General features: G+C 73.1%; 17 protein-coding genes and 1 pseudogene. 6 read left to right on the top strand and 12 right to left on the bottom strand.

Features of this window, described 5'->3' with window-relative positions; genetic code table 11:
- Nucleotides 1-194 precede the first annotated feature (194 nt).
- On the bottom strand, nt 195-1,130 hold the full coding sequence (locus ACIQ1J_RS08885; protein ID WP_403555390.1) for a dienelactone hydrolase family protein: 936 nt from the start codon (nt 1,128-1,130) through the stop codon (nt 195-197).
- Between the two features lie 493 nt (nt 1,131-1,623).
- Between ACIQ1J_RS08885 and ACIQ1J_RS08880 the strand changes: the two genes are divergently transcribed.
- Nucleotides 1,624-2,508 (top strand): Gfo/Idh/MocA family protein, encoded by an 885-nt coding sequence (locus ACIQ1J_RS08880; RefSeq protein ID WP_403555388.1) that lies wholly within the window; start codon nt 1,624-1,626, stop codon nt 2,506-2,508.
- Nucleotides 2,509-2,524: 16 nt separating this feature from the next.
- Here the strand turns inward: ACIQ1J_RS08880 and ACIQ1J_RS08875 are convergent, their stop codons facing one another.
- Both ACIQ1J_RS08875 and ACIQ1J_RS08870 read right to left on the bottom strand, forming a co-directional pair.
- Nucleotides 2,525-2,890: a hypothetical protein gene (locus tag ACIQ1J_RS08875; RefSeq protein WP_210958539.1), complete on the bottom strand. Its 366-nt coding sequence runs from the start codon at nt 2,888-2,890 to the stop codon at nt 2,525-2,527.
- A gap of 131 nt (nt 2,891-3,021) precedes the next feature.
- Nucleotides 3,022-3,921, bottom strand: a complete 900-nt coding sequence (locus tag ACIQ1J_RS08870) for a GNAT family N-acetyltransferase (RefSeq protein WP_403555386.1) — start codon at nt 3,919-3,921, stop codon at nt 3,022-3,024.
- 463 nt (nt 3,922-4,384) lie between these two features.
- On the opposite strand from ACIQ1J_RS08870, the gene ACIQ1J_RS08865 reads away from it, so the two are divergent.
- Nucleotides 4,385-5,494 (top strand): PP2C family protein-serine/threonine phosphatase, encoded by a 1,110-nt coding sequence (locus ACIQ1J_RS08865; RefSeq protein WP_403555384.1) that lies wholly within the window; start codon nt 4,385-4,387, stop codon nt 5,492-5,494.
- Here the strand turns inward: ACIQ1J_RS08865 and ACIQ1J_RS08860 are convergent.
- Nucleotides 5,466-6,431 (bottom strand): MMPL family transporter, encoded by a 966-nt coding sequence (locus ACIQ1J_RS08860; RefSeq protein WP_403555811.1) that lies wholly within the window; start codon nt 6,429-6,431, stop codon nt 5,466-5,468. The genes ACIQ1J_RS08865 and ACIQ1J_RS08860 overlap by 29 nt on opposite strands.
- Before the next feature lie 189 nt (nt 6,432-6,620).
- Nucleotides 6,621-7,733: pseudogene (locus tag ACIQ1J_RS08855) on the bottom strand (MMPL family transporter); the annotation flags it as partial.
- Between the two features lie 207 nt (nt 7,734-7,940).
- Between ACIQ1J_RS08855 and ACIQ1J_RS08850 the strand changes: the two are divergent.
- Nucleotides 7,941-8,162 (top strand): hypothetical protein, encoded by a 222-nt coding sequence (locus ACIQ1J_RS08850; RefSeq protein ID WP_210958241.1) that lies wholly within the window; start codon nt 7,941-7,943, stop codon nt 8,160-8,162.
- A 93-nt stretch (nt 8,163-8,255) separates the two neighbouring features.
- On the opposite strand, the gene ACIQ1J_RS08845 is transcribed toward ACIQ1J_RS08850, so the two are convergent.
- From ACIQ1J_RS08845 to ACIQ1J_RS08830, 4 genes are all read right to left on the bottom strand, one after another.
- Complete coding sequence (locus tag ACIQ1J_RS08845; RefSeq protein WP_210958240.1) at nt 8,256-8,744, bottom strand: DUF5709 domain-containing protein; 489 nt, start codon at nt 8,742-8,744, stop codon at nt 8,256-8,258.
- 97 nt (nt 8,745-8,841) lie between these two features.
- Complete coding sequence (locus ACIQ1J_RS08840) at nt 8,842-10,320, bottom strand: hypothetical protein (protein ID WP_403555382.1); 1,479 nt, start codon at nt 10,318-10,320, stop codon at nt 8,842-8,844.
- Nucleotides 10,321-10,503: 183 nt separating this feature from the next.
- Nucleotides 10,504-12,858, bottom strand: a complete 2,355-nt coding sequence (locus tag ACIQ1J_RS08835; RefSeq protein WP_403555380.1) for a glycoside hydrolase family 65 protein — start codon at nt 12,856-12,858, stop codon at nt 10,504-10,506.
- The gene (locus ACIQ1J_RS08830) at nt 12,855-13,595 is read right to left on the bottom strand and encodes a beta-phosphoglucomutase family hydrolase (protein WP_403555378.1); all 741 of its coding nucleotides are present in this window, start codon (nt 13,593-13,595) and stop codon (nt 12,855-12,857) included. Before ACIQ1J_RS08830 ends, ACIQ1J_RS08835 begins: the two co-directional genes overlap by 4 nt.
- Before the next feature lie 53 nt (nt 13,596-13,648).
- On the opposite strand from ACIQ1J_RS08830, the gene ACIQ1J_RS08825 reads away from it, so the two are divergent.
- Nucleotides 13,649-14,317 carry a nucleoside/nucleotide kinase family protein gene (locus ACIQ1J_RS08825; RefSeq protein ID WP_403555376.1) on the top strand — a complete coding sequence of 223 codons (669 nt, stop codon included), beginning with the start codon at nt 13,649-13,651 and terminating at the stop codon, nt 14,315-14,317.
- Between the two features lie 77 nt (nt 14,318-14,394).
- Here the strand turns inward: ACIQ1J_RS08825 and ACIQ1J_RS08820 are convergent, their stop codons facing one another.
- Both ACIQ1J_RS08820 and ACIQ1J_RS08815 read right to left on the bottom strand, forming a co-directional pair.
- Nucleotides 14,395-14,565: a hypothetical protein gene (locus ACIQ1J_RS08820; RefSeq protein ID WP_403555374.1), complete on the bottom strand. Its 171-nt coding sequence runs from the start codon at nt 14,563-14,565 to the stop codon at nt 14,395-14,397.
- Between the two features lie 40 nt (nt 14,566-14,605).
- A complete protein-coding gene (locus ACIQ1J_RS08815; RefSeq protein ID WP_403555372.1) occupies nt 14,606-14,767 on the bottom strand; it encodes a hypothetical protein in 162 nt (53 codons plus the stop codon).
- Between the two features lie 280 nt (nt 14,768-15,047).
- Here ACIQ1J_RS08815 and ACIQ1J_RS08810 point away from each other — a divergent pair, with 280 nt between their 5' ends.
- Together ACIQ1J_RS08810 and ACIQ1J_RS08805 are read left to right on the top strand one after the other, a co-directional pair.
- The gene (locus ACIQ1J_RS08810) at nt 15,048-15,965 is read left to right on the top strand and encodes a MurR/RpiR family transcriptional regulator (RefSeq protein ID WP_403555370.1); all 918 of its coding nucleotides are present in this window, start codon (nt 15,048-15,050) and stop codon (nt 15,963-15,965) included.
- Nucleotides 15,966-16,281: 316 nt separating this feature from the next.
- On the top strand, nt 16,282-16,665 hold the full coding sequence (locus ACIQ1J_RS08805) for a hypothetical protein (protein ID WP_403555368.1): 384 nt from the start codon (nt 16,282-16,284) through the stop codon (nt 16,663-16,665).
- A 139-nt stretch (nt 16,666-16,804) separates the two neighbouring features.
- Here the strand turns inward: ACIQ1J_RS08805 and ACIQ1J_RS08800 are convergent, their stop codons facing one another.
- Entirely contained in the window at nt 16,805-17,293 is a 489-nt protein-coding gene (locus ACIQ1J_RS08800) for a flavin reductase family protein (protein WP_403555366.1), read from the bottom strand.
- Nucleotides 17,294-17,314: the final 21 nt, after the last annotated feature.

The raw sequence follows: 17,314 nt of genomic DNA, 5'->3' as shown, positions 1-17,314 counted from the left end.
GCCATCGGTCCGCCGCGGCCCGCCGGGGCATCGGTGGTGTCACCTGCGGTTGTGCACCGGGTGGCCGGGGCATGCACTGTGCCGCTGCCCAGCGGTCCCGGTCCGGGGCCGTGCGGCGGCACAACCGCGGGTGACACCGCCGGCGGCGGCCGCAACGTGCCCGCGACCGCCGCCGGATGGTGCCGTGAGCCGGGTCAGGAGCCGTGCGGGCAGTTGCCCCGGTACTCCTCGATGGTCAGGCTCGGCCGGGGCAGCGGGCACAGGAACTGCTCGTAGCGGGTGTCGTTGTCGATGAACCGCTTGAGCCAGGAAATGCTGTACTTCGCGATCGTGGTGTCCGAGGTGTTCGGCGTGAAGTGGCTCGCGTTGTTCAGCTCCAGGTAGGCGCGGTCCGTTCGGGACGGCAGGCTGGAGTAGAACGGCTCGGAGTGTGAGGAGACCGGGGCGACGGTGTCGCCGTCGGCCCCCACGATCAGCGTCGGGGTGCTGACCTCTGGCCAGGTCTTGTCCGTGTTCCAGGGGGTGAGGGGGATCGCGGCCTGGAGCGACGGCCGGGACTTGGCTGCCTCCAGAGAGCCGCCGCCGCCCATCGAGTGGCCCATGACGCCGAGTCGGCTGCTGTCGACCCGCCCGCGGACGGAGCTGCGCTCGGTGAGGTAGTCCAGGGCCGCCAGCAGTTGCCGGCCGCGGGAGGCGGGCTGGTCCAGGGTGGTGTTGGTGTCGATGGTGAACACGACGAAGCCCTGCGAGGCCAGTCGCGGACCGAGCCAGGCGATGGAGGACTCGTACGCGGTGAAGCCGGGCGAGATCACGACGGCGCCGAACGTGCCGTCACTGGTGCTGGTCGGGTAGTAGATCGTGCCGCCGCCGAAGCCGGTCACCGCGAGCGAGGAGACGTTGGTGTCCGACACGGAGTACGGGCCGCGCAGCGCCTCGATGCTGGACTGGGTGGGCGCCGGACCGCGCTCGTAGGGGTTGTCGGCGGCGGCGTGGGCGCCGGGGCCGGTGAGGGTGCTGAGCGCGACGACGGCGGCCACGGCCGCCGTGACGCCGGCGAGCCGCCGCCGCGTTCCGCGGAACGCCGGGCGCTCGGCCCGGGAAGCGGCGTGGGTGTGGGGGTTCTGCTGCACGAGGGTCGTCCTCTCTGTCGTGGCGAGGGGCCCGGCCGGTGATCGCACACGGTCCGGAACGCGTGGGGTCGCGTCCCGGAACATCCGCCGGACGGGCGTCGCCGATGTGCTGGCGGTGCCACTGTCGGCGGGCGGTGCGGTGCGGGGGATCGGCAGAATCACCGGCCTCCTGCGCCGGGTGCGTCGCGAGGCCCGGGGGACGGCGGGGGCCGGCAGGGCGGAGAGAGGCAGGAAAGAGCGCAGACGACGGGCGTGGGCAGGGGAGGACCAGAGGGGCGGAGCGCAGGGGTCAGAGAGTGGCGGTGGGGCCATGAGGCAGCGGTGGCGCGACGGACGGGCCGGCGACGCCGCCGCCGTCCCGCAGGCCGCGGTCTTGCCCGGGCACCGGGCCGGTGTGGCACGCTCGGCGTCGGCCGGGCCGGCGCGCGCCGGCCGTCAGGGAGGAACTTCGGCGGGCCCGGGTCCGGGTCCGGCACTGCGGAGAGGCGACGGCATGCGTATCGGACTGCTCGGCACCGGTCCCTGGGCGGACATGGCGCATGCCCCCGCCCTGCGCCGGCACGACGGCCTGGACTTCGTGGGCGTGTGGGGGCGTCGCCCGGACGCCGCCAAGGAGCTGGCGGACCGGCACGGCACGCGCGCCTACGACGACGCCGACGCGCTGCTGGCGGACGTGGAGGCGGTCGCCGTCGCGCTGCCACCGGCCGTGCAGGCCGAGCTGGCGGTGCGGGCGGCGCGGGCCGGGCGCCATCTGCTGCTCGACAAGCCGCTCGCGGCGACGGTGCCGCAGGGGCGGGCGGTGGTCGAGGCGGTGCGTGCGGCGGGCGTCGCCTCCGTCGTCTTCTTCACCGCCCGGTTCCAGCCCGGGACCGAGGCGTGGATCACCGAACAGGCCGCCAGGGGCGACTGGTTCACGGCGCGGGCGCAGTGGCTCGGCGCGGTCTTCAGCGGCGACAGCCCGTTCGGCCACTCGCCGTGGCGACGGGAGAAGGGCGCCCTGTGGGACGTGGGGCCGCACGCCCTGTCGGTGCTGCTGCCGGTCCTCGGTGACGCCCGGCGCGTGACGGCGGCGGCACCGGGCCCCGGCGACACCGTCCATCTGGTCCTCGACCACACCGGCGGCGCGTCGAGCACGCTCACGCTCAGCCTGACGGCGCCGCCGGCCGCGGCGGGCGCGACCGTGGAGCTGCGTGGGCAGGCCGGTGTGACGCTGCTTCCGGAGAGCACGGAGGGACCGGTGCCCGCTCTGCTGCGAGCCGCGGACACGCTTCTTTCCGCCGCCGGGGACGGACACCCGCACGCGTGCGACGCCGCGTTCGGCCTGCGGGTCACCGAGATCCTCGCCGAGGCCGAGGCCCTGCTGAGCGACCGGTGGTGACCGCCGTCAGCCGCCGTCAGCCGTCGGCCCGCTCCTGCTCGAACGGCTCGTCGCTCCACCGGAACCAGGCTCTCTCTCCCTGGATGTGCAGCAGGAACTCGGCGACCGGGCCGTCGGGAGAGACCAGCCGCACGCGTCGTTCGATCTCGGCGTAGACCGCCTCCCACTGGGCCCAGTGCCCCTCGTCGTCCCGCTTGGCGAGGGCGAGTTCGCGGGCGAACAAATCCTGGACGGTGGCGAACGCCGGGCCGGCGCGGAACCGGCCCGACAGCCAGGGGAAGTCGGCGTCGTCGATCAGGATCTCCCCGACCTCCGCGGCGGCCTTCTCCTCCCCCGTGTCCGGCGCCCCGCGCACGTGCCAGATCTCGCCCTCGAACCCCACATCGCCTCCGCGCACGCCGTTGACCACCGTGCCGGACAGCATGCCACCCGGCACCGACACCGACGCAGGCCCCGACGCAGGCCTGCCGGCACCGGGTCCGGGCCGGAGAACTCCCGGCCCGGACCCGGCGACTACCGGCCGGCCGCTACCGGATGGAAGTTGATCCGTTCCCGCACGATCGGGTAGCCGGCCCTGGCGAAGTTGGCGGCCATGGGATGGTTCCCCCGGTCGGTCGCGGCGGAGACGAACTCCGCGCCCCGCTCCACCAGGAAGTGGGTGCACTCGGCCAGCAGGTCGAAGGCGTACCCGTGTCCGCGGTGTTCCGGCAGTACGCCGATGAAGCCGACGCAGGGACCGGACGGGTTGTGCGCGGGGATGTGGATGCCCGCGAGTCCACCCCGCGGGGTGTACGCCAACTGCCACCACTCCCGCGGTGAGGGGCACCAGTGGAAGAAGTCGAGTTCCGACTGCGCGGCCTGGTCGAGCCCGCCCTTCTCGATGCCCATGATCGCGTGGGCGTCCAGGGTGCCGGAGTGGATGCGGCGCAGCGCGTCGAAGAACACCGCGTCGTCCGGTTCGGGGCGGAAGTCCAGACGGCCGGGCCGCTCGGGGAGCCCGCACTCCGGCGTCCACCGGTACAGGAAGCGTTCGGCCAGGAGGTCGTACCCGGCCGTCCGTGCGGCGGCGAAGCGTGCCTCGGTGGCGGCGCGCAGGGCGGGGTCCGCACGCCAGGTGCCGGGCGGGTTGAGTTCCAGTTCGACCTGCCAGGGGGCGGTGCTCAGGAGTTCGGCTCCCGCCTCCTCCTCGCCCTCGGCCACGTCGAACCAGTTGAGGGTGACGGGTGCGGTGTCGTCGGGGCCGCCCCACCAGGCGCCGCGGGCGACGACGGCGCCGTCGCGCAGGGCGATCCGCTTCCAGTCGGGGCGGTGGCGGGTGAGCCGGTGGCCCTCACGGGCGCCAAGCGGGTCGGGCAGGGTGTCGAACAGATGGGCGTCGCTCGTGTCGAGCGCGCGGATGACCAGATCGGTCACGGGTTCCTCCGGGATGCGTCATGCGTGGTGCGCTCCCGGTGTCAGTCGAGGTACGCCGGGACAACGGGGAGGGAGCGCGGAAGCGATGTGAACCGCACGGCTCTGCCCTCCTTCCGTCGGTCTCAGGGCGTGTGCCGGACAGTACCGGGAGCCGCGCGAGGCGCCCACCGCTTTTCCGGCGTGGATTGAACGGGCCTTGAACGGCGGTCAAGCGTTCCCTGCGCGGCGCCGGTCACCCCAAGTCCCGGCTGGCACAACGGGTTTGAGGGCAGGCGGAGACGGTTGGCCGGGCCATGCGTCGCGCGTACCATCGGCGCACGTTGTGAGAGCGCTCTCAGACTTCCGTCCCCCACTGTCATGTCCCGACCACACTGGAGATCCTCACATGACTCCCCGTCGCCAGCGTCCACTCGCCCGAGGCGCCCGGCGTGCGGTGGGCCGGGCGGCGTAGGAGCGTGGTGGTGTGCGAAAGGTGTCGGCCCTGCCACCGCGCCGGGGCGAGGACCGGCGGAGCTGGCTGAGCGGGGCTCCGCCACCCCGTTGGGTGCGGGCGCTGCCGCCGGTCCTCGTCGTGGCGATCTGCGCGGCGACGCTCATCAGCCACGATCCCCTCGACATCGGCTTCCTGCTGGGCGCCATCCCGCCGCTGGCCGTGCTCTCCTACAGCCCGCTGGCCACCGCTGTGCTGGGCGGCGTGGTGGTCGCCCTGCTGAACATCCCGGCCTTCCAGCTCGACCGGCCCGGCGACACCGACCTGCTCACCGTGGTCTTCGTCGCCGGGCTCAGCGTGTTCGTGTCCTTCGTACGCAGTCACCGAGACGCCCAGCTGGGTCTGGAACGCACGGTCGCCGAGGCCGCGCAGCATGCCGTCGTGCCCCCGCTGCCCGAGCGGGTCGGAGCGGTCCGCTGTGCGGGGCTGTACCGGGCGGCGCAGCGGGGGACGCTCGTCGGGGGCGACTTCTTCGATGTCCGGGACGGGCCCTTCGGCGTACGGGTCGTGACGGGGGACGTGCAGGGGCACGGGCTGTCGGCGGTGTCGACGGTCGCCTCGCTGCTGGGAGCGTTCCGCGAGGCGGTGCTCGACCAGCCGGATCTCGCGTCGGTGGCCGGGCGGCTCGACCGCAGGCTGCTGGTGGACTCGGCGGACGCGCGGCACGCCGAGCTGTTCGCGACGGCCGCGCTGCTGGAGTTCTCCGCCGACGCCCTGGAGGTCCGCGTCGTGGTCTGCGGCAACCCGCCGCCGCTACTGCTGCGGGGCGCGCGGGCCACGGAGCTGGAGGTCTCGCCATGGACGCCGCTCGGGCTCGGGCTGGCCGACGCCGGCGCGATCGAGACGTGCACGGTGTCCCTGCGCCCCGGTGACCGGCTCTTCCTGGCCTCCGACGGCGTGGTGGAGGCCCGCGACGGCGGCGGCGCCTTCTATCCGCTGGCCGACCGGCTGGCCGCGCTCGCGGACGCCGATCCGTCCGCGCTCCCCGGGCTGGTCTGGGCGGACCTCCTGCGATTCTGCCCGGCCGTGCAGGACGACGTCACGATGCTCGTCCTCACCCCTTCCCCGCCGGCCCGGGAGTGACGCCCCCCTCGTGCTCGCCCTCCGCCTCGATGTGCGGCAGGATCCGGTCGAGCCACCGGGGCGTCCACCAGGCCTGCCGTCCGAGCAGCGTCATCACGGCGGGCACCAGGAGCAGGCGGACGATCGTGGCGTCGATGAGCACGCTCACCGCGAGGCCGAGGCCGAGCATCTTGACCACGATGTTGTCGCTGATGACGAAGGCCGCGAAGACGCTGGCCATGATCAGGGCCGCGCAGGTGATGACCCGCGCGGTGATCTCCAGGGCATGGGCCACCGAGTCCTCGGCGTTCCCCGTGCGCAGCCAGGCCGCGTGGACCCGCGAGAGCAGGAAGATCTCGTAGTCCATGCTGAGTCCGAAGATGATCGCGAACATCATCATCGGGACGTAGCTCTCGATGGGCACCGTGCCGGAGACCCCGAGTGCGGGCCCGCCCCACCCCCACTGGAAGACAGCCACCACGACGCCGTAGGAGGCGGCGATGGACAGGACGTTGAGGACGGCTGCCTTGAGGGCGACCAGCGGGCCGCGGAAGACCGCCAGGATGATCAGGAAGGCCAGCGCGACCACCACACCGATGATCAGCGGCAGGCGTTCGGCGGCGATGTCGCGGAAGTCCACCTGGGAGGCGGTGGCCCCGGTGACGTAGCCCTCGGCGCCCGTGCCGGCCACGGCGTCGGGCAGCGTGCTGTCGACCAGGCGGTTGGCCAGGTCGGTGGTCGCGGCGCTCTGCGGGGCCTCCTTCGGGTAGACCGTGGCGAGCAGCACGTCGCCGTCCTGGGTCGGAGTCACCGGTGTCACCGCGGCCGTCCCGGACACGCCGTCGAGACTCTTGCCGACCTGCGAGGAGAGGTCCGAGCGCTGCGACTGGGGTACACCGCTCTGATCGACGACGACGGTCAGCGGGCCGTTGGAGCCGGGCCCGAAGGCGTCGGACATCAGGTCGTAGGCCCGCCGGTCGGTGAAGGACACTGGGTCGGCGCCGTCGTCGATGTGGCCGAGCTGGAGCGAGAACACGGGGACGGCCAGCACGACGAGCGCCGCCACACCCGCGGCCAGGAAGTGCCAGGGCCGGCGCTCCACCCGCCGTGCGTGGCGGTGCCAGGTGCCGTGGGGTTCGGTGCCGGGCTCGGCGTCGGTCTCGGCGACCGGGCGGCGTACCCGCAACCGGTCGATGCGCCGGCCGACGAGGCCGAGGAGGGCGGGCACCAGCGTCAGGGCGCCCAGGACGGCCGAGACGACGGTCACCGCGGCGGCGATGCCGAGCTTGCCGATGAAGGACACCCCGGACGCGTACAGGCCCAGCAGGGCGACGATCACCGTGCAGCCGGAGACGAGGACCGCCCGGCCGCTGGTGCCGGTGGCGTGACCGGCGGCCCGCACCGGGTCGGCGCCGTTCATGAGGTTCTGACGGTGCCGGGTGATCAGGAACAGGGCGTAGTCGATGCCGACGCCCAGGCCGATCATGGTAGCCAGGGTCGGGGACACGGTGGCGAAGGTGAACGCCGCCGCGAGCAGGCCGAGGCAGGCCAGCCCGCCGACCACCCCGATCAGCGCGGTGACCAGGGGCGCGACTGCGGCGAGCACGCTGCCGAAGCCGATCAGCAGGACGACGATGGCGACACCGAAGCCGATGAGTTCACTCACCCGGTCGTCGGCCGCCGGACGGGCCAACTCACCGAGCGAGCCGCCGTACTCGACCTCGGCGCCCGCCGAGCGCAGCGGCGCGACGGCGTCGTCCACGCCATCGAGGTAGCCGTCGCCCAGCTGGGCGGGCTGGATGTCGAACCGGACGGTGATGTAGCCGGTGCGGCCGTCCGTCGAGACGGGGCCCACGTTCTGCTGGGAGGAACCGGACTGCGGGGTGGCGGTGAGCGGATTCTGGGCGGACCGGACGTGCGGGAGCTTCCCCAGATCGCTCACGGTGGTGGACATCTGGGAGCCGAACGAGGTCAGCGCCTTGTCGTCGTCGTGCACGACGATCTGGCTGGTGTAGCCGCCGGCCGCGGGATCGTGCCGCTCCAGGACGTCCAGGCCCTGCTGGGACTGGGCGGAGGGCAGGTTGAAGTCGTCGGCGTAGTCGCCGCCGAAGGAGCGGTTCGTCAGGGTCAGCGCGACCAGTGCGACCAGCCAGGCGACGACGACGATCACGCCGTGCCGGGCGCACCACTCGCCCCATCGCCGCAGCCCTCCCCCGCCGTTCGCCCCCCGTTCCCCGGCGCTGGTGCGCCTTCGTGCCATGGCCGTGGTCCTTCTGCCGGGCGACAGGTTCGATCGGTCCGAAGTCGCGTGCTCTCATTACACGCCGGGGCGCCAGGTGCGGCACGTCGGATCGTCCGGCACTCCGGATGCGGGGGCCGCTTCCGCATTGAATGGTGTTATCGGGATATTCGGGACCGACAACAGCACGGCACCGAAGCAGCGATCCGGATCCGAGGAGCACTGATCATGTCGACGCCACAGCCCGACGCCTCCCGGCCGTCCGAAGCACGCGCGGGCAACGACCGCGCCACCCCGGACGACCTGCTCCACACCCGTACCGGCACCGAGGTGTCCCCGGAGGACCTCGTCCTCGCGGCCGGCCGGGACGTCACCCCGAAGAACCTCGAATGGGCCAGGCGCAAGCTGGACGAGGAGGGACCCGCCGCCCTCGACAAGCTTCTGCCCTGACCGGGCGGCGGCAACCGGGCGTCACATGGCCCGGACCGGAGCGAGAGGCTCCGGTCCGGGCCATGTGACGCGTGGGGAGGCGGAGCCGAGCCCCTACCGGCCGTTCTCCCGGTCCGGCAGCGCCGTCTCGTCCTCCACGACGTGCATGGCGGCCTCCTCGGCGCCCGCCGCTCCGCCGTCGATGCCGACGTCCTCGGCGACGGTCTCCTTCGTCGTGTCGGTGCGTACGCCCTCGTCGGGGGCGACCAGTCGGCCGGAGCGTTCGGTGCCCGCCTCGGGGTCGACCGGTTCCCCGTCACCTCCGGGTTCGTCGCCCACGCCGTCACCGTCCGGCGCGGCCACGTCGGGTGTCTCCTGGGACAGCCGCTGGTCCAGGGTCTCGCCGTCCTGCTGCTCGGCGGCCGTGGTGCCGTGCTTGGTCACGCCGAGGGGTTTCTCCGGCGGGGAGTAGCCCTCGTCGAGCGTGTCGTCGTAGGTCCGCTCGTCGACGGCGTCCTGGAGGTCGAGGGGCGCGGCGTCCTCCTGCTCCTCGTTGGTTCCGGTGGGCTGGTAGACGTCGTCCGCCATCGGGTCCGTGCCCATCGCTGCCTCCCTCTCGCGCTGCGTCGGCTCGGTGGTCTTGGTGTGCGGTTCGCGTTTCCCGATACGCGATCTCTAACCCGTTCCCGGCCCGGGATCTTCACCCCCGGGGTGCGACGCGGATGCTCAGGTCGGTGATGCGGTGCGGGCTCCAGTCGCGGGCGTAGCCGGGCGCGGTGCCGCCCGGGCCGGTGACGTCGGCGACCGGGATGCGGCGGGCGGTGTCCAGGATCCCGGCGGCCGTGATGTTCTCGTTGTTGCCGCTGGTGGCGCCGGAGGAGCAGCCCGTGTAGTAGCCGATCGGGATGGACTCGTGCCCGGTGATCAGACAAGGCGGGCGGACACCCAGCCGGTGCAGCTCGCCGGCGACGCGGGCCCAGTCCTCGCGGCTTTCGACGTTGCGGTCCACGGTGCCCGCGAGGACGGCGAACTGCACCGCCAGGTGGCCGGCCAGCGCGAGCGCGACGAGGGACGCGGCCACCGGCCGCCACCGGCCGCCCGCCGTCCTGACCAGGTGCCACAGCGCCACGGCGACCGGGACGGCCAGCAGGGCGTAGGCGGGCTGGAGGAAGCGGGGCGCCGCGTAGCCGATCATGAGCAGGTAGGGCAGCGCGGCCGCCACCGCACAGGCGAACGGAATCACCGTGCGGGCCGCACGCCGGGCCCGGACGGCGACGACGATCCCGAGGACGGCGACGGCCGGGAGGAGGACCCACCACAGGGTGACCACCGGGTGCGGCATCGATCCGGTGCACGGGCGGCACAGGCCCCGCCCGCCCAGGCTGCGCATCTGGTCGTCGACGGCGATGTTCCAGCCGAGGCCGCCCTGGATCTCGGAGGCCCTGGACAGCCGCTTTCCGAGGCCGCCGTACCAGCCGTACGCCTCGATCACCCACTCCACTCCCCCGGCGGCGAGGCCGCCCACGAGGGCGAACAGCAACGGCCAGTGGCGGCGTACGAGGACGAGGACCAGCAGGGGCAGGGTCACCCAGACCGCGTCCGTGGGGCGCATCCAGGCCATCAGCGCCGTGCCGGCCGCCACCCCCCACAGCGCGGCCCGCCCGGAGAGCCCCTGCCGGGCCCGCAGGAAGCAGCCGACGCAGATCAGGGCACCGATGGCGACCCAGTAGTTGGGCATGGCCTGCGGACCGTAGAAGAGGGTCACCCACAGGGTGGCGAAGAACGCGCCGGCCGTGGCCAGGACGGGGGCCGGGAAGAGGCCCTTCCAGGCCCGCAGGGCGAGGTACAGGCCGAGGCCGGACAGCAGGGCCAGGTAGACCCGCAGCAGTTCGGTGGACGACGACCAGGACGCGACGGGCGCGACCAGCAGGGAGACGCCGCGGGAGCGCGGTGCGCTGAAGAAGGCGGCGGGATGGTGGGAGGTGACCTGGCTGACGTACACCGTCTCGTCCCAGCCGAGGCCCATCCAGGGGTGGACGAAGACCAGTTGCAACAGGGTGAAGGCGGTGGCCACCGCCGCGATGGGGGCGTCACCGCGCAGGCGGCGGGGGGTGCCGGACGCCGTCGTCGCCTCGTCCCGCCGTCTGCCGGCGAGCATGGCCTTCGCGCCGTCGGCCATCGTGCACCCCTCACCCCCACTCGTCGCGGGGCCGCTCGTTGCTCACCTCCTGCCGCCGGTGGCGGGAGCCCGGAAACCCGGAAAACAAGGTCAAACTAACCCGCGGGCCACGGATACGCAGGGCGGAAGTCAGCCAGTCGCGCTGTGTCGTTCCTTCTCTCTCCGCGCTCCGCGTCCGGCCGGTCAGTGGGCGTTGGGGCGGCGGTGCGGGGGCTGTTCGGGGGTGGGGCGCCGTTTGGGTGCGGGGACGGCGCGGGTGACGGGGCCCTCCCCGTCGACGGTCAGGGCGGCTCCGTGGTGGTGGATGGTCAGGGGTGCGCCCTCCAGCAGCGTGTACGTCGCCTTGTCGGCGCGGACCTCCACGCGCAGGCACCGGCCGCGGAACTGGAGCCGGAAGGCGAGGCGGCTGAACCTCTCGGGCAGGCGCGGCGTGAACCGGAGGCTGTCGCCGTCCCGGCGGGTGCCGCCGAACCCGGCGACCAGCGCCATCCACGTACCGGCGAGCGAGGCGATGTGCAGCCCGTCGCGGGTGTTGTGCTCCAGGTCCGCGAGGTCCATCAGGGCGGCCTCGGCGGCGTAGTCGAAGGCCAGGCGCAGATGTCCGGTCTGGGCGGCGACGACGGCCTGGCAGCAGGCGGACAGGGAGGAGTCCCGTACGGTCAGCGGCTCGTAGTAGGCGAAGTTGCGGGCGATCTGGTCCTCGTCGCAGTGGGCGTCGAACCAGCTGCCGCAGGTGTACATCGCCAGGACGAGGTCGGACTGCTTGATGACCTGCTTGCGGTAGAGGTCGAAGTAGGGGAAGTGCAGCATCAGCGGGTACTGGTCGGCGGCGGTCGCGGCGAAGTCCCAGCGCTGGTGGCGGGTGAAGCCCGAGTGCTGCTCGTGGACGCCCAGCTCCTCGTTGTAGGGGATGTGCACGGACTCGGCGGCGTCCCGCCAGGCGGCGCTCTCCTCGTCGTCGACGCCGAGGCGGGCCGCCTCGTCCGGGTGCCGCTCGCACACGTCGGCCGCGGCGAGCAGGTTCGACCGTGCCATGAGGTTGGTGTACGTGTTGTCGTAGGCGATGGCGCTGTACTCGTCCGGACCGGTGACGCCGTCGATGTGGAAGACGCCGTGGTGGTCGTGGTGGCCCAGCGAGCGCCACAGCCGGGCCGTCTCCACCAGGAGTTCGAGGGCGGTGTCGCGTTCGAAGTCGGTGTCGCCGGTCGCCGCCGTGTACCGCACCGCCGCGTGCGCGATGTCGGCGGCCACGTGGAAGGCGGCCGTGCCGGCCGGCCAGTACGCGGAGCCCTCCGAGCCGTCGATGGTCCGCCACGGGAACGCGGCGCCGCGCAGCCCGAGCTGGGTGGCGCGGTCCCGGGCGGCGGGCAGGGTGTCCCGGCGCCAGCGCAGCGCCTCGGCGACGGCCTTGGGCTCGGTGTAGGTCAGTACGGGCAGCACGAACATCTCGGTGTCCCAGAAGGCGTGTCCGTCGTAACCGGAGCCGGTCAGTCCCTTGGCCGGGATCGCCCGCTGTTCGGCGCGGGCTCCGGCCTGCAGGACGTGGAAGAGGGCGAAGCGGACGGCCTGCTGGATCTCCTCGTCGCCGTGCACCTCGACGTCCGCGCGCGCCCAGAAGTCGTCGAGGTAGGCGCGCTGCTCAGCCACCAGGCCGTCCCAGCCGCTGTGCGCGGCGGCGGCGAGCGCGGCCTCGACCTGGTCGCTCATCGCGGGCCGGGAGCGGGCGCCCGACCAGCCGTGGGCGACCGTCTTCTGCACCCGCAGCCGCTGTCCCGGCTCCAGCACTGAGGTGATGGTCAGTCGGGCCACGTCCGTGTTGCTCTCGCTGCTGGTGGTGATCTCCCCGGAGGTGTCGACGACGTGGTCGGCGGCCACGGCGACCCGCAGGCCGCTGCGCCGCGTCCGGTGGACCAGGCGCAGCCTGGAACCGATGGCGAGATCCTCCTCCGGCTCCAGCGGGGACTGCAGCGCCTTGGCCGTCCGGGGGTCGCCGTCCGGGGAGGGCAGGCTCTCGTTGGTGACGAGTTCCGACTGGATGACCACCCGGGCCCGGCTGTCGACGGGCTCCACCTCGTACTCCACGGCGGCGATGGCCCGCTGGGTGAGGGAGACCAGCCGGGTGGAGCGCACCCGGATGGTCGTACCGGCCGGGGAGGTCCACTCGCAGATCCGCTCCAGCACGCCGCGCCGCAGGTCCAGGGTGCGTTCGTGCTTGACGAGCCGCCCGTAGCGCAGGTCGAAGGGTTCGTCGTCGACGAGCAGCCGCAGCAGCTTGCCGTTGGTGACGTTGATGACGGTCTGGCCGGACTCGGGGTAGCCGTAGCCCGCTTCGGCGTACGGCAGCGGGTGCAGTTCGTAGACGCCGTTGAGGTAGCTGCCGGGCAGGCCGTGCGGTTCGCCCTCGTCGAGGTTGCCGCGCCAGCCGATGTGCCCGTTGGACAGGGCGAAGACGGACTCGCTCTGGGCGAGCAGGTCGAGGTTGAGGGCCGTCTCGCGCACGGACCAGGGCTCGACGGCGTACGTCCGGTTGGTGATCACGCCTGGCCTCCCAGGTCGGCGAGGTCCTTGACTACGCGGTCGGCGCCGTGGGCGTAGAGGGCGTCGGTCTGGCCGACGCGGTCGACGCCGACGACGTAGCCGAAGTGCCCGGAGCGGCCCGCGTCCATGCCGGCGAGCGCGTCCTCGAACACGGCGGCGTGGGACGGCTCGACTCCGAGGTCGCGGGCGGCGGCGAGGAAGGTGTCCGGGCGTGGTTTGCCCGGCAGCCTCCGCTCGCGGGCCACGACGCCGTCGATCCGGACGTCGAACAGGCGCTCGGCGTCGATGGAGTGGAGCACGTCCCGGGTGTTGGCGCTGGAGGAGACGATCGCGGTGGCGAGGCCGGCGGCGCGGACCGCTTCGATGTAGCGCAGCGTGCCCTCGTACGGATCTACGCCGTCGGTGCGGATCTTCTCGAGGAGCAGCTCGTTCTTGCGGTTGCCGACGCCGTTGACGGTCTGCGCGTCCGGCGGGTCGTCGGGGTCTCCGTCGGGCAGTTCGACGCCGCGGGAGGCGAGGAAGGAACGCACGCCGTCGGCGCGCGGGCGGCCGTCGACGTACTCATCGTAGTCGGAGTCGGTGAAGGGCCGGAAGTCCGCGCCGTCCCGCTCGCGCAAGAAGGCGTCGAACGTCTCCTTCCAGGCGGCGGCGTGCACCACCGCCGTCCTGGTGACGACCCCGTCGAGGTCGAAGAGGCAGGCGCGGATGGAGTCGGGAAGTCCTAGCTGCGTCGTCATACCGACACAGTTCCCCGCCGGGGCGGGTCCGATCAGGTGACACACTCTGCGGTGTGCCGCTGACTTTCGACGACCTCCTCTCCCGGGCCCGCTCACTGCCGGAGGGCGGGCGGCGCGCGATCCTCGGCATCGCCGGAAGCCCCGGCGCCGGGAAGTCGACGCTCGCCGAGCGTCTGGTGCGGGAACTGAACGGGACCGGCGCGCCGTGGGTCGCGCACGTGCCCATGGACGGCTTCCACCTCGCCGACGCCGAACTGGACCGTCTCGGCCGCCGGGACCGCAAGGGCGCGCCCGACACCTTCGACGCGGCCGGGTACGCGGCGCTGCTGCGCCGGCTGCGCGAGGAGCCGGACGAGGGCGCGGGCGGCGAGACCGTGTACGCGCCCGCCTTCGAGCGCGTACTGGAGCAGCCGATCGCCGGGGCCGTGCCGGTGCCGGCGTCGGCGCGGCTGGTCGTGACGGAGGGCAACTACCTGCTGTTGGGTTCCGGCGCGTGGGCGCGGGTGCGCTCCCGGCTCGACGAGGTGTGGTTCTGCGAGCAGGCGGAGACCGAGCGGGTCCGCCGGCTGGTGGCGCGGCACGAGCGGTTCGGCAAGTCCCACGAGGACGCGGTCGCCTGGGTACTCGGCACCGACCAGCGCAACGCCGACCTGGTCGCCGCGACCCGGGACCGCGCCGACCTCGTGGTACCGGCGGGGGCGATGCCGGGCGCGGACGACTAGGTGTGCTGTCCCGGGATGTTGGTGTCACGCGGGCCGGGGCTCCGCGTGCGGGAAGCCGTCGGCACTCCCGTGGGGCATCACCGCTCGCCACGCGGTAGCGGCCGTTGGGCCACGTCGTGCGACTCCGTGATGTGCACGGCCGCCGGGCCCGCCCCCTCGTATCCGTGCCGTTCGGCGTGCCGGGCCAGGCTGTCGCCGAGTACCTGGCCCACCCGGCTGTCGCGGCGTGTCAGTTTTGCGGTATTCACCTGCCGGGTGTTGCGCGGGCGGCGCGCGGTTACCGGGCGGTCATTCCTCGTCGTAGTCGTCGGGGCGGACCTGCGCCTCCTCCAGGGCCTCGCGCATGGTCCGGCCGGTGCCACCCGGCGGGCGGGACGCCTCCTGGTCGCGCTGGTCGAGAACGTCGTCGGTGGTGTCGGTCTTCGGCCGGTTCTCTTCCGGGACGGTCATGACGGTGGCTCCTCGTCCGTGCTGTAAGTACTTCCTGCTTCCGTGGCGGCGGGTTCCCGGCCATGGCCGTGCTATCCCCGCGGGTGCGGATGCCGGTTCCGCGCGGGTGCCGATGCCCGTTCCGCGCGGGGGCGGATGCCGGTTCACCGCGGGGCGGATGCCGGTTCGCCGCGGGGCGGATGCCTGCCCGTGCGGGCCCAGGGCCGGCCCGTGACGCCGTCCTGCCGGACACAGGGGGTGAGCTATGTTGACCTCCGTGGGAGACAAAGAAGGCGCATCCGTGCCATCGCCGCAGCAGGCACGCGCGCAGGCGTCGGCGATCACCTCGGGAAGGACGGTGCCGGAGACGGAGGTCTCCCCCAACTCCCGGCTCAGGACGCTGTTCGACCGGCCCCGTCTCTCCCCGGGCCAGCGGCGCATCGCGCAGTACCTCATCGAGCACCTCACCGAGGCGGCGTTCCTGTCGATCACCGACCTCGCCGACCGGGTGGGCGTGAGCCAGCCCTCGGTGACGCGGTTCGCCTCGGCGGTCGGCTTCAGCGGCTACCCGGCGCTGCGGGAGCAGCTCCAGTCGATCGCGCTGGGCACCCGCGGCGGCGCTCCGGCCGAGGAGAACAGGGGCAACGAACTCCAGGCGGCCGTCGACGCCGAGATCGAGAACCTGGAGAACCTGCGGCGCGACTTCGCCGACGCCGACCGGGTGATCGACGTCGGACGCAAGCTGGCCGCCTCCGCGCCGCTGACCGTCCTGGGGCTGCGCATCTCCGTCTCGCTCGCCGAGTACTTCGCCTACGCCGCCCGCCGCGTCCACCCCGACGTACGCCTGGTGACCCGGGGCGGCACCGTCGCCTACGACGCCCTGCTCCAGTCCCGGGAGGCGGGCGGCACCTGGGTACTGGCCTTCTCCATGCCCCGGCACGCCCACGAGACCCTGGGCGCCGTCCGGGTGGCACGCGGTGCCGGACTGAAGGTGGCACTGATCACCGACCTGGCGCTCGGCCCCGTCGTGGACGAGGCCGACGTCACCTTCGCCACCGGCACCGGGTCACGGCTGGTCTTCGACTCCTACGCGGCGCCGGGCGTGATGTGCGCCGCGCTGCTCCAGGCCATGACCGACGCCGATCCGGAGCGGACACAGGCCCGGCTGGAGGAGTACGAGCAGGTCGCCGACCAGCACCAGTTCTTTCTCCGGGACTGAGCCGGCCCCGGTTTCGGCCCCGCTCGGCCGGCGCGGACGGGGGCCGTCCCCGTCAAAGCAGGCATGAATGTTTTCATACGCCTTGCAAAGCGATTGGCATATATAAATACTGCTCACGGATCGCGACCCGGCCGCCCCGGAGCGCGTCCACACCTGCGCGAACACCCCTGGCAGCCGGCTCCTACCCGCTCCGGCGCAAGCCGGGGTGTTCCGTCGGGCATCGCCTGCGCGAGCGCCCGCGGCGGTCCCGGTCGTCCCCTGGACCGGGACCGCCCCAACCGTCGCCCCACCCGTCGACGCCGCACACCCGGAAGCGATGATCATGCCCCTGACGACCACGCGCATCAGCCCGGACTGGCCGTGCCAGGTCAAGACTCCCGGCAGCTACGACTGGGAACGCTCGGCGGCCAAGTGGCTGCGCGAGCTGGTGCCGGCCCGTTACGCGGGCTACCCGGTGCTGATCCGCCACCCCGTGCTGCTCGCCCGCCATGCGCAGATCCAGGTCCAGAACGAGATCCGGGTGGCCCGCACCGCCCTGCAGACCGCCCGGGCGGACCTGCCCCGGCTCGGCCTGCCCGAGTCGGTCATCGAGCACACCATCAAGCTGTACGCGGCGGAGGTCCTGCAGTTGCAGCACATCGCGCGCAGCGTGCGGGCGGTCACCGAGGCGCTGGTCGAGCGGGGCGCCGCCGGGCGCTGACTCGCGCTTGACCCGTGCCGACCCGTGCTGACTCGCGTTTGACCCGGGCTGACCCGGGCTGACCCGCACGGGACCGTGCCGGTGCCGGACGGGACCGTGCCGGTGCCGGACAGACCGGCCGAGTCACCGTGGGCGCCGGTCAGTCCACCGGGTGGCCGGGCCGGACGGTGTGGGCGTCGGCGAGCCGCAGCAGCCGTCCGCCGGACGTCTCCCGCCCGCCCCACTCGACCGGGTCGAGGACGAAGCCGACGTGATCGCCTCCGGCGGCGCGCTCCACCACTCGGCCGACGAACCACGCCTCGGCGTCCTCCAGCACGAGCGCCCCGCCGTACCCCTCACGCCAGCGGACCTGCCGGAACTTGTCCACCCGGTCACCGGTCTGCCCGCCGAAGACCTCGGCCGTCCCGCGCTGGTCGCGGGCGAGCAGATGGACCGCCAGGACGTCGGCGGAACGCGCCACCCGGAAGGTCCGGTTGACCTCGGAAAGCCATACGACGAAACGCACGGGGTCGAGGGAGCACTGCGAGGCGAAGCCGACCAGGCAGCCCGCCCGTTCCCCGTCCGCCGCGGCCGTCACCACGCACATGTCCGGGTCGAGCCGGCCGAGAAACACGTCCATGCCGGCCATGCTAGGCGCCGCTCCCGGGCG

Origin of the sequence: Streptomyces sp. NPDC097107 (assembly GCF_044762405.1) — a bacterium.
Classification (GTDB): domain Bacteria; phylum Actinomycetota; class Actinomycetes; order Streptomycetales; family Streptomycetaceae; genus Streptomyces; species Streptomyces thinghirensis.
This window is presented reverse-complemented; position numbering and strand designations above follow the sequence as displayed.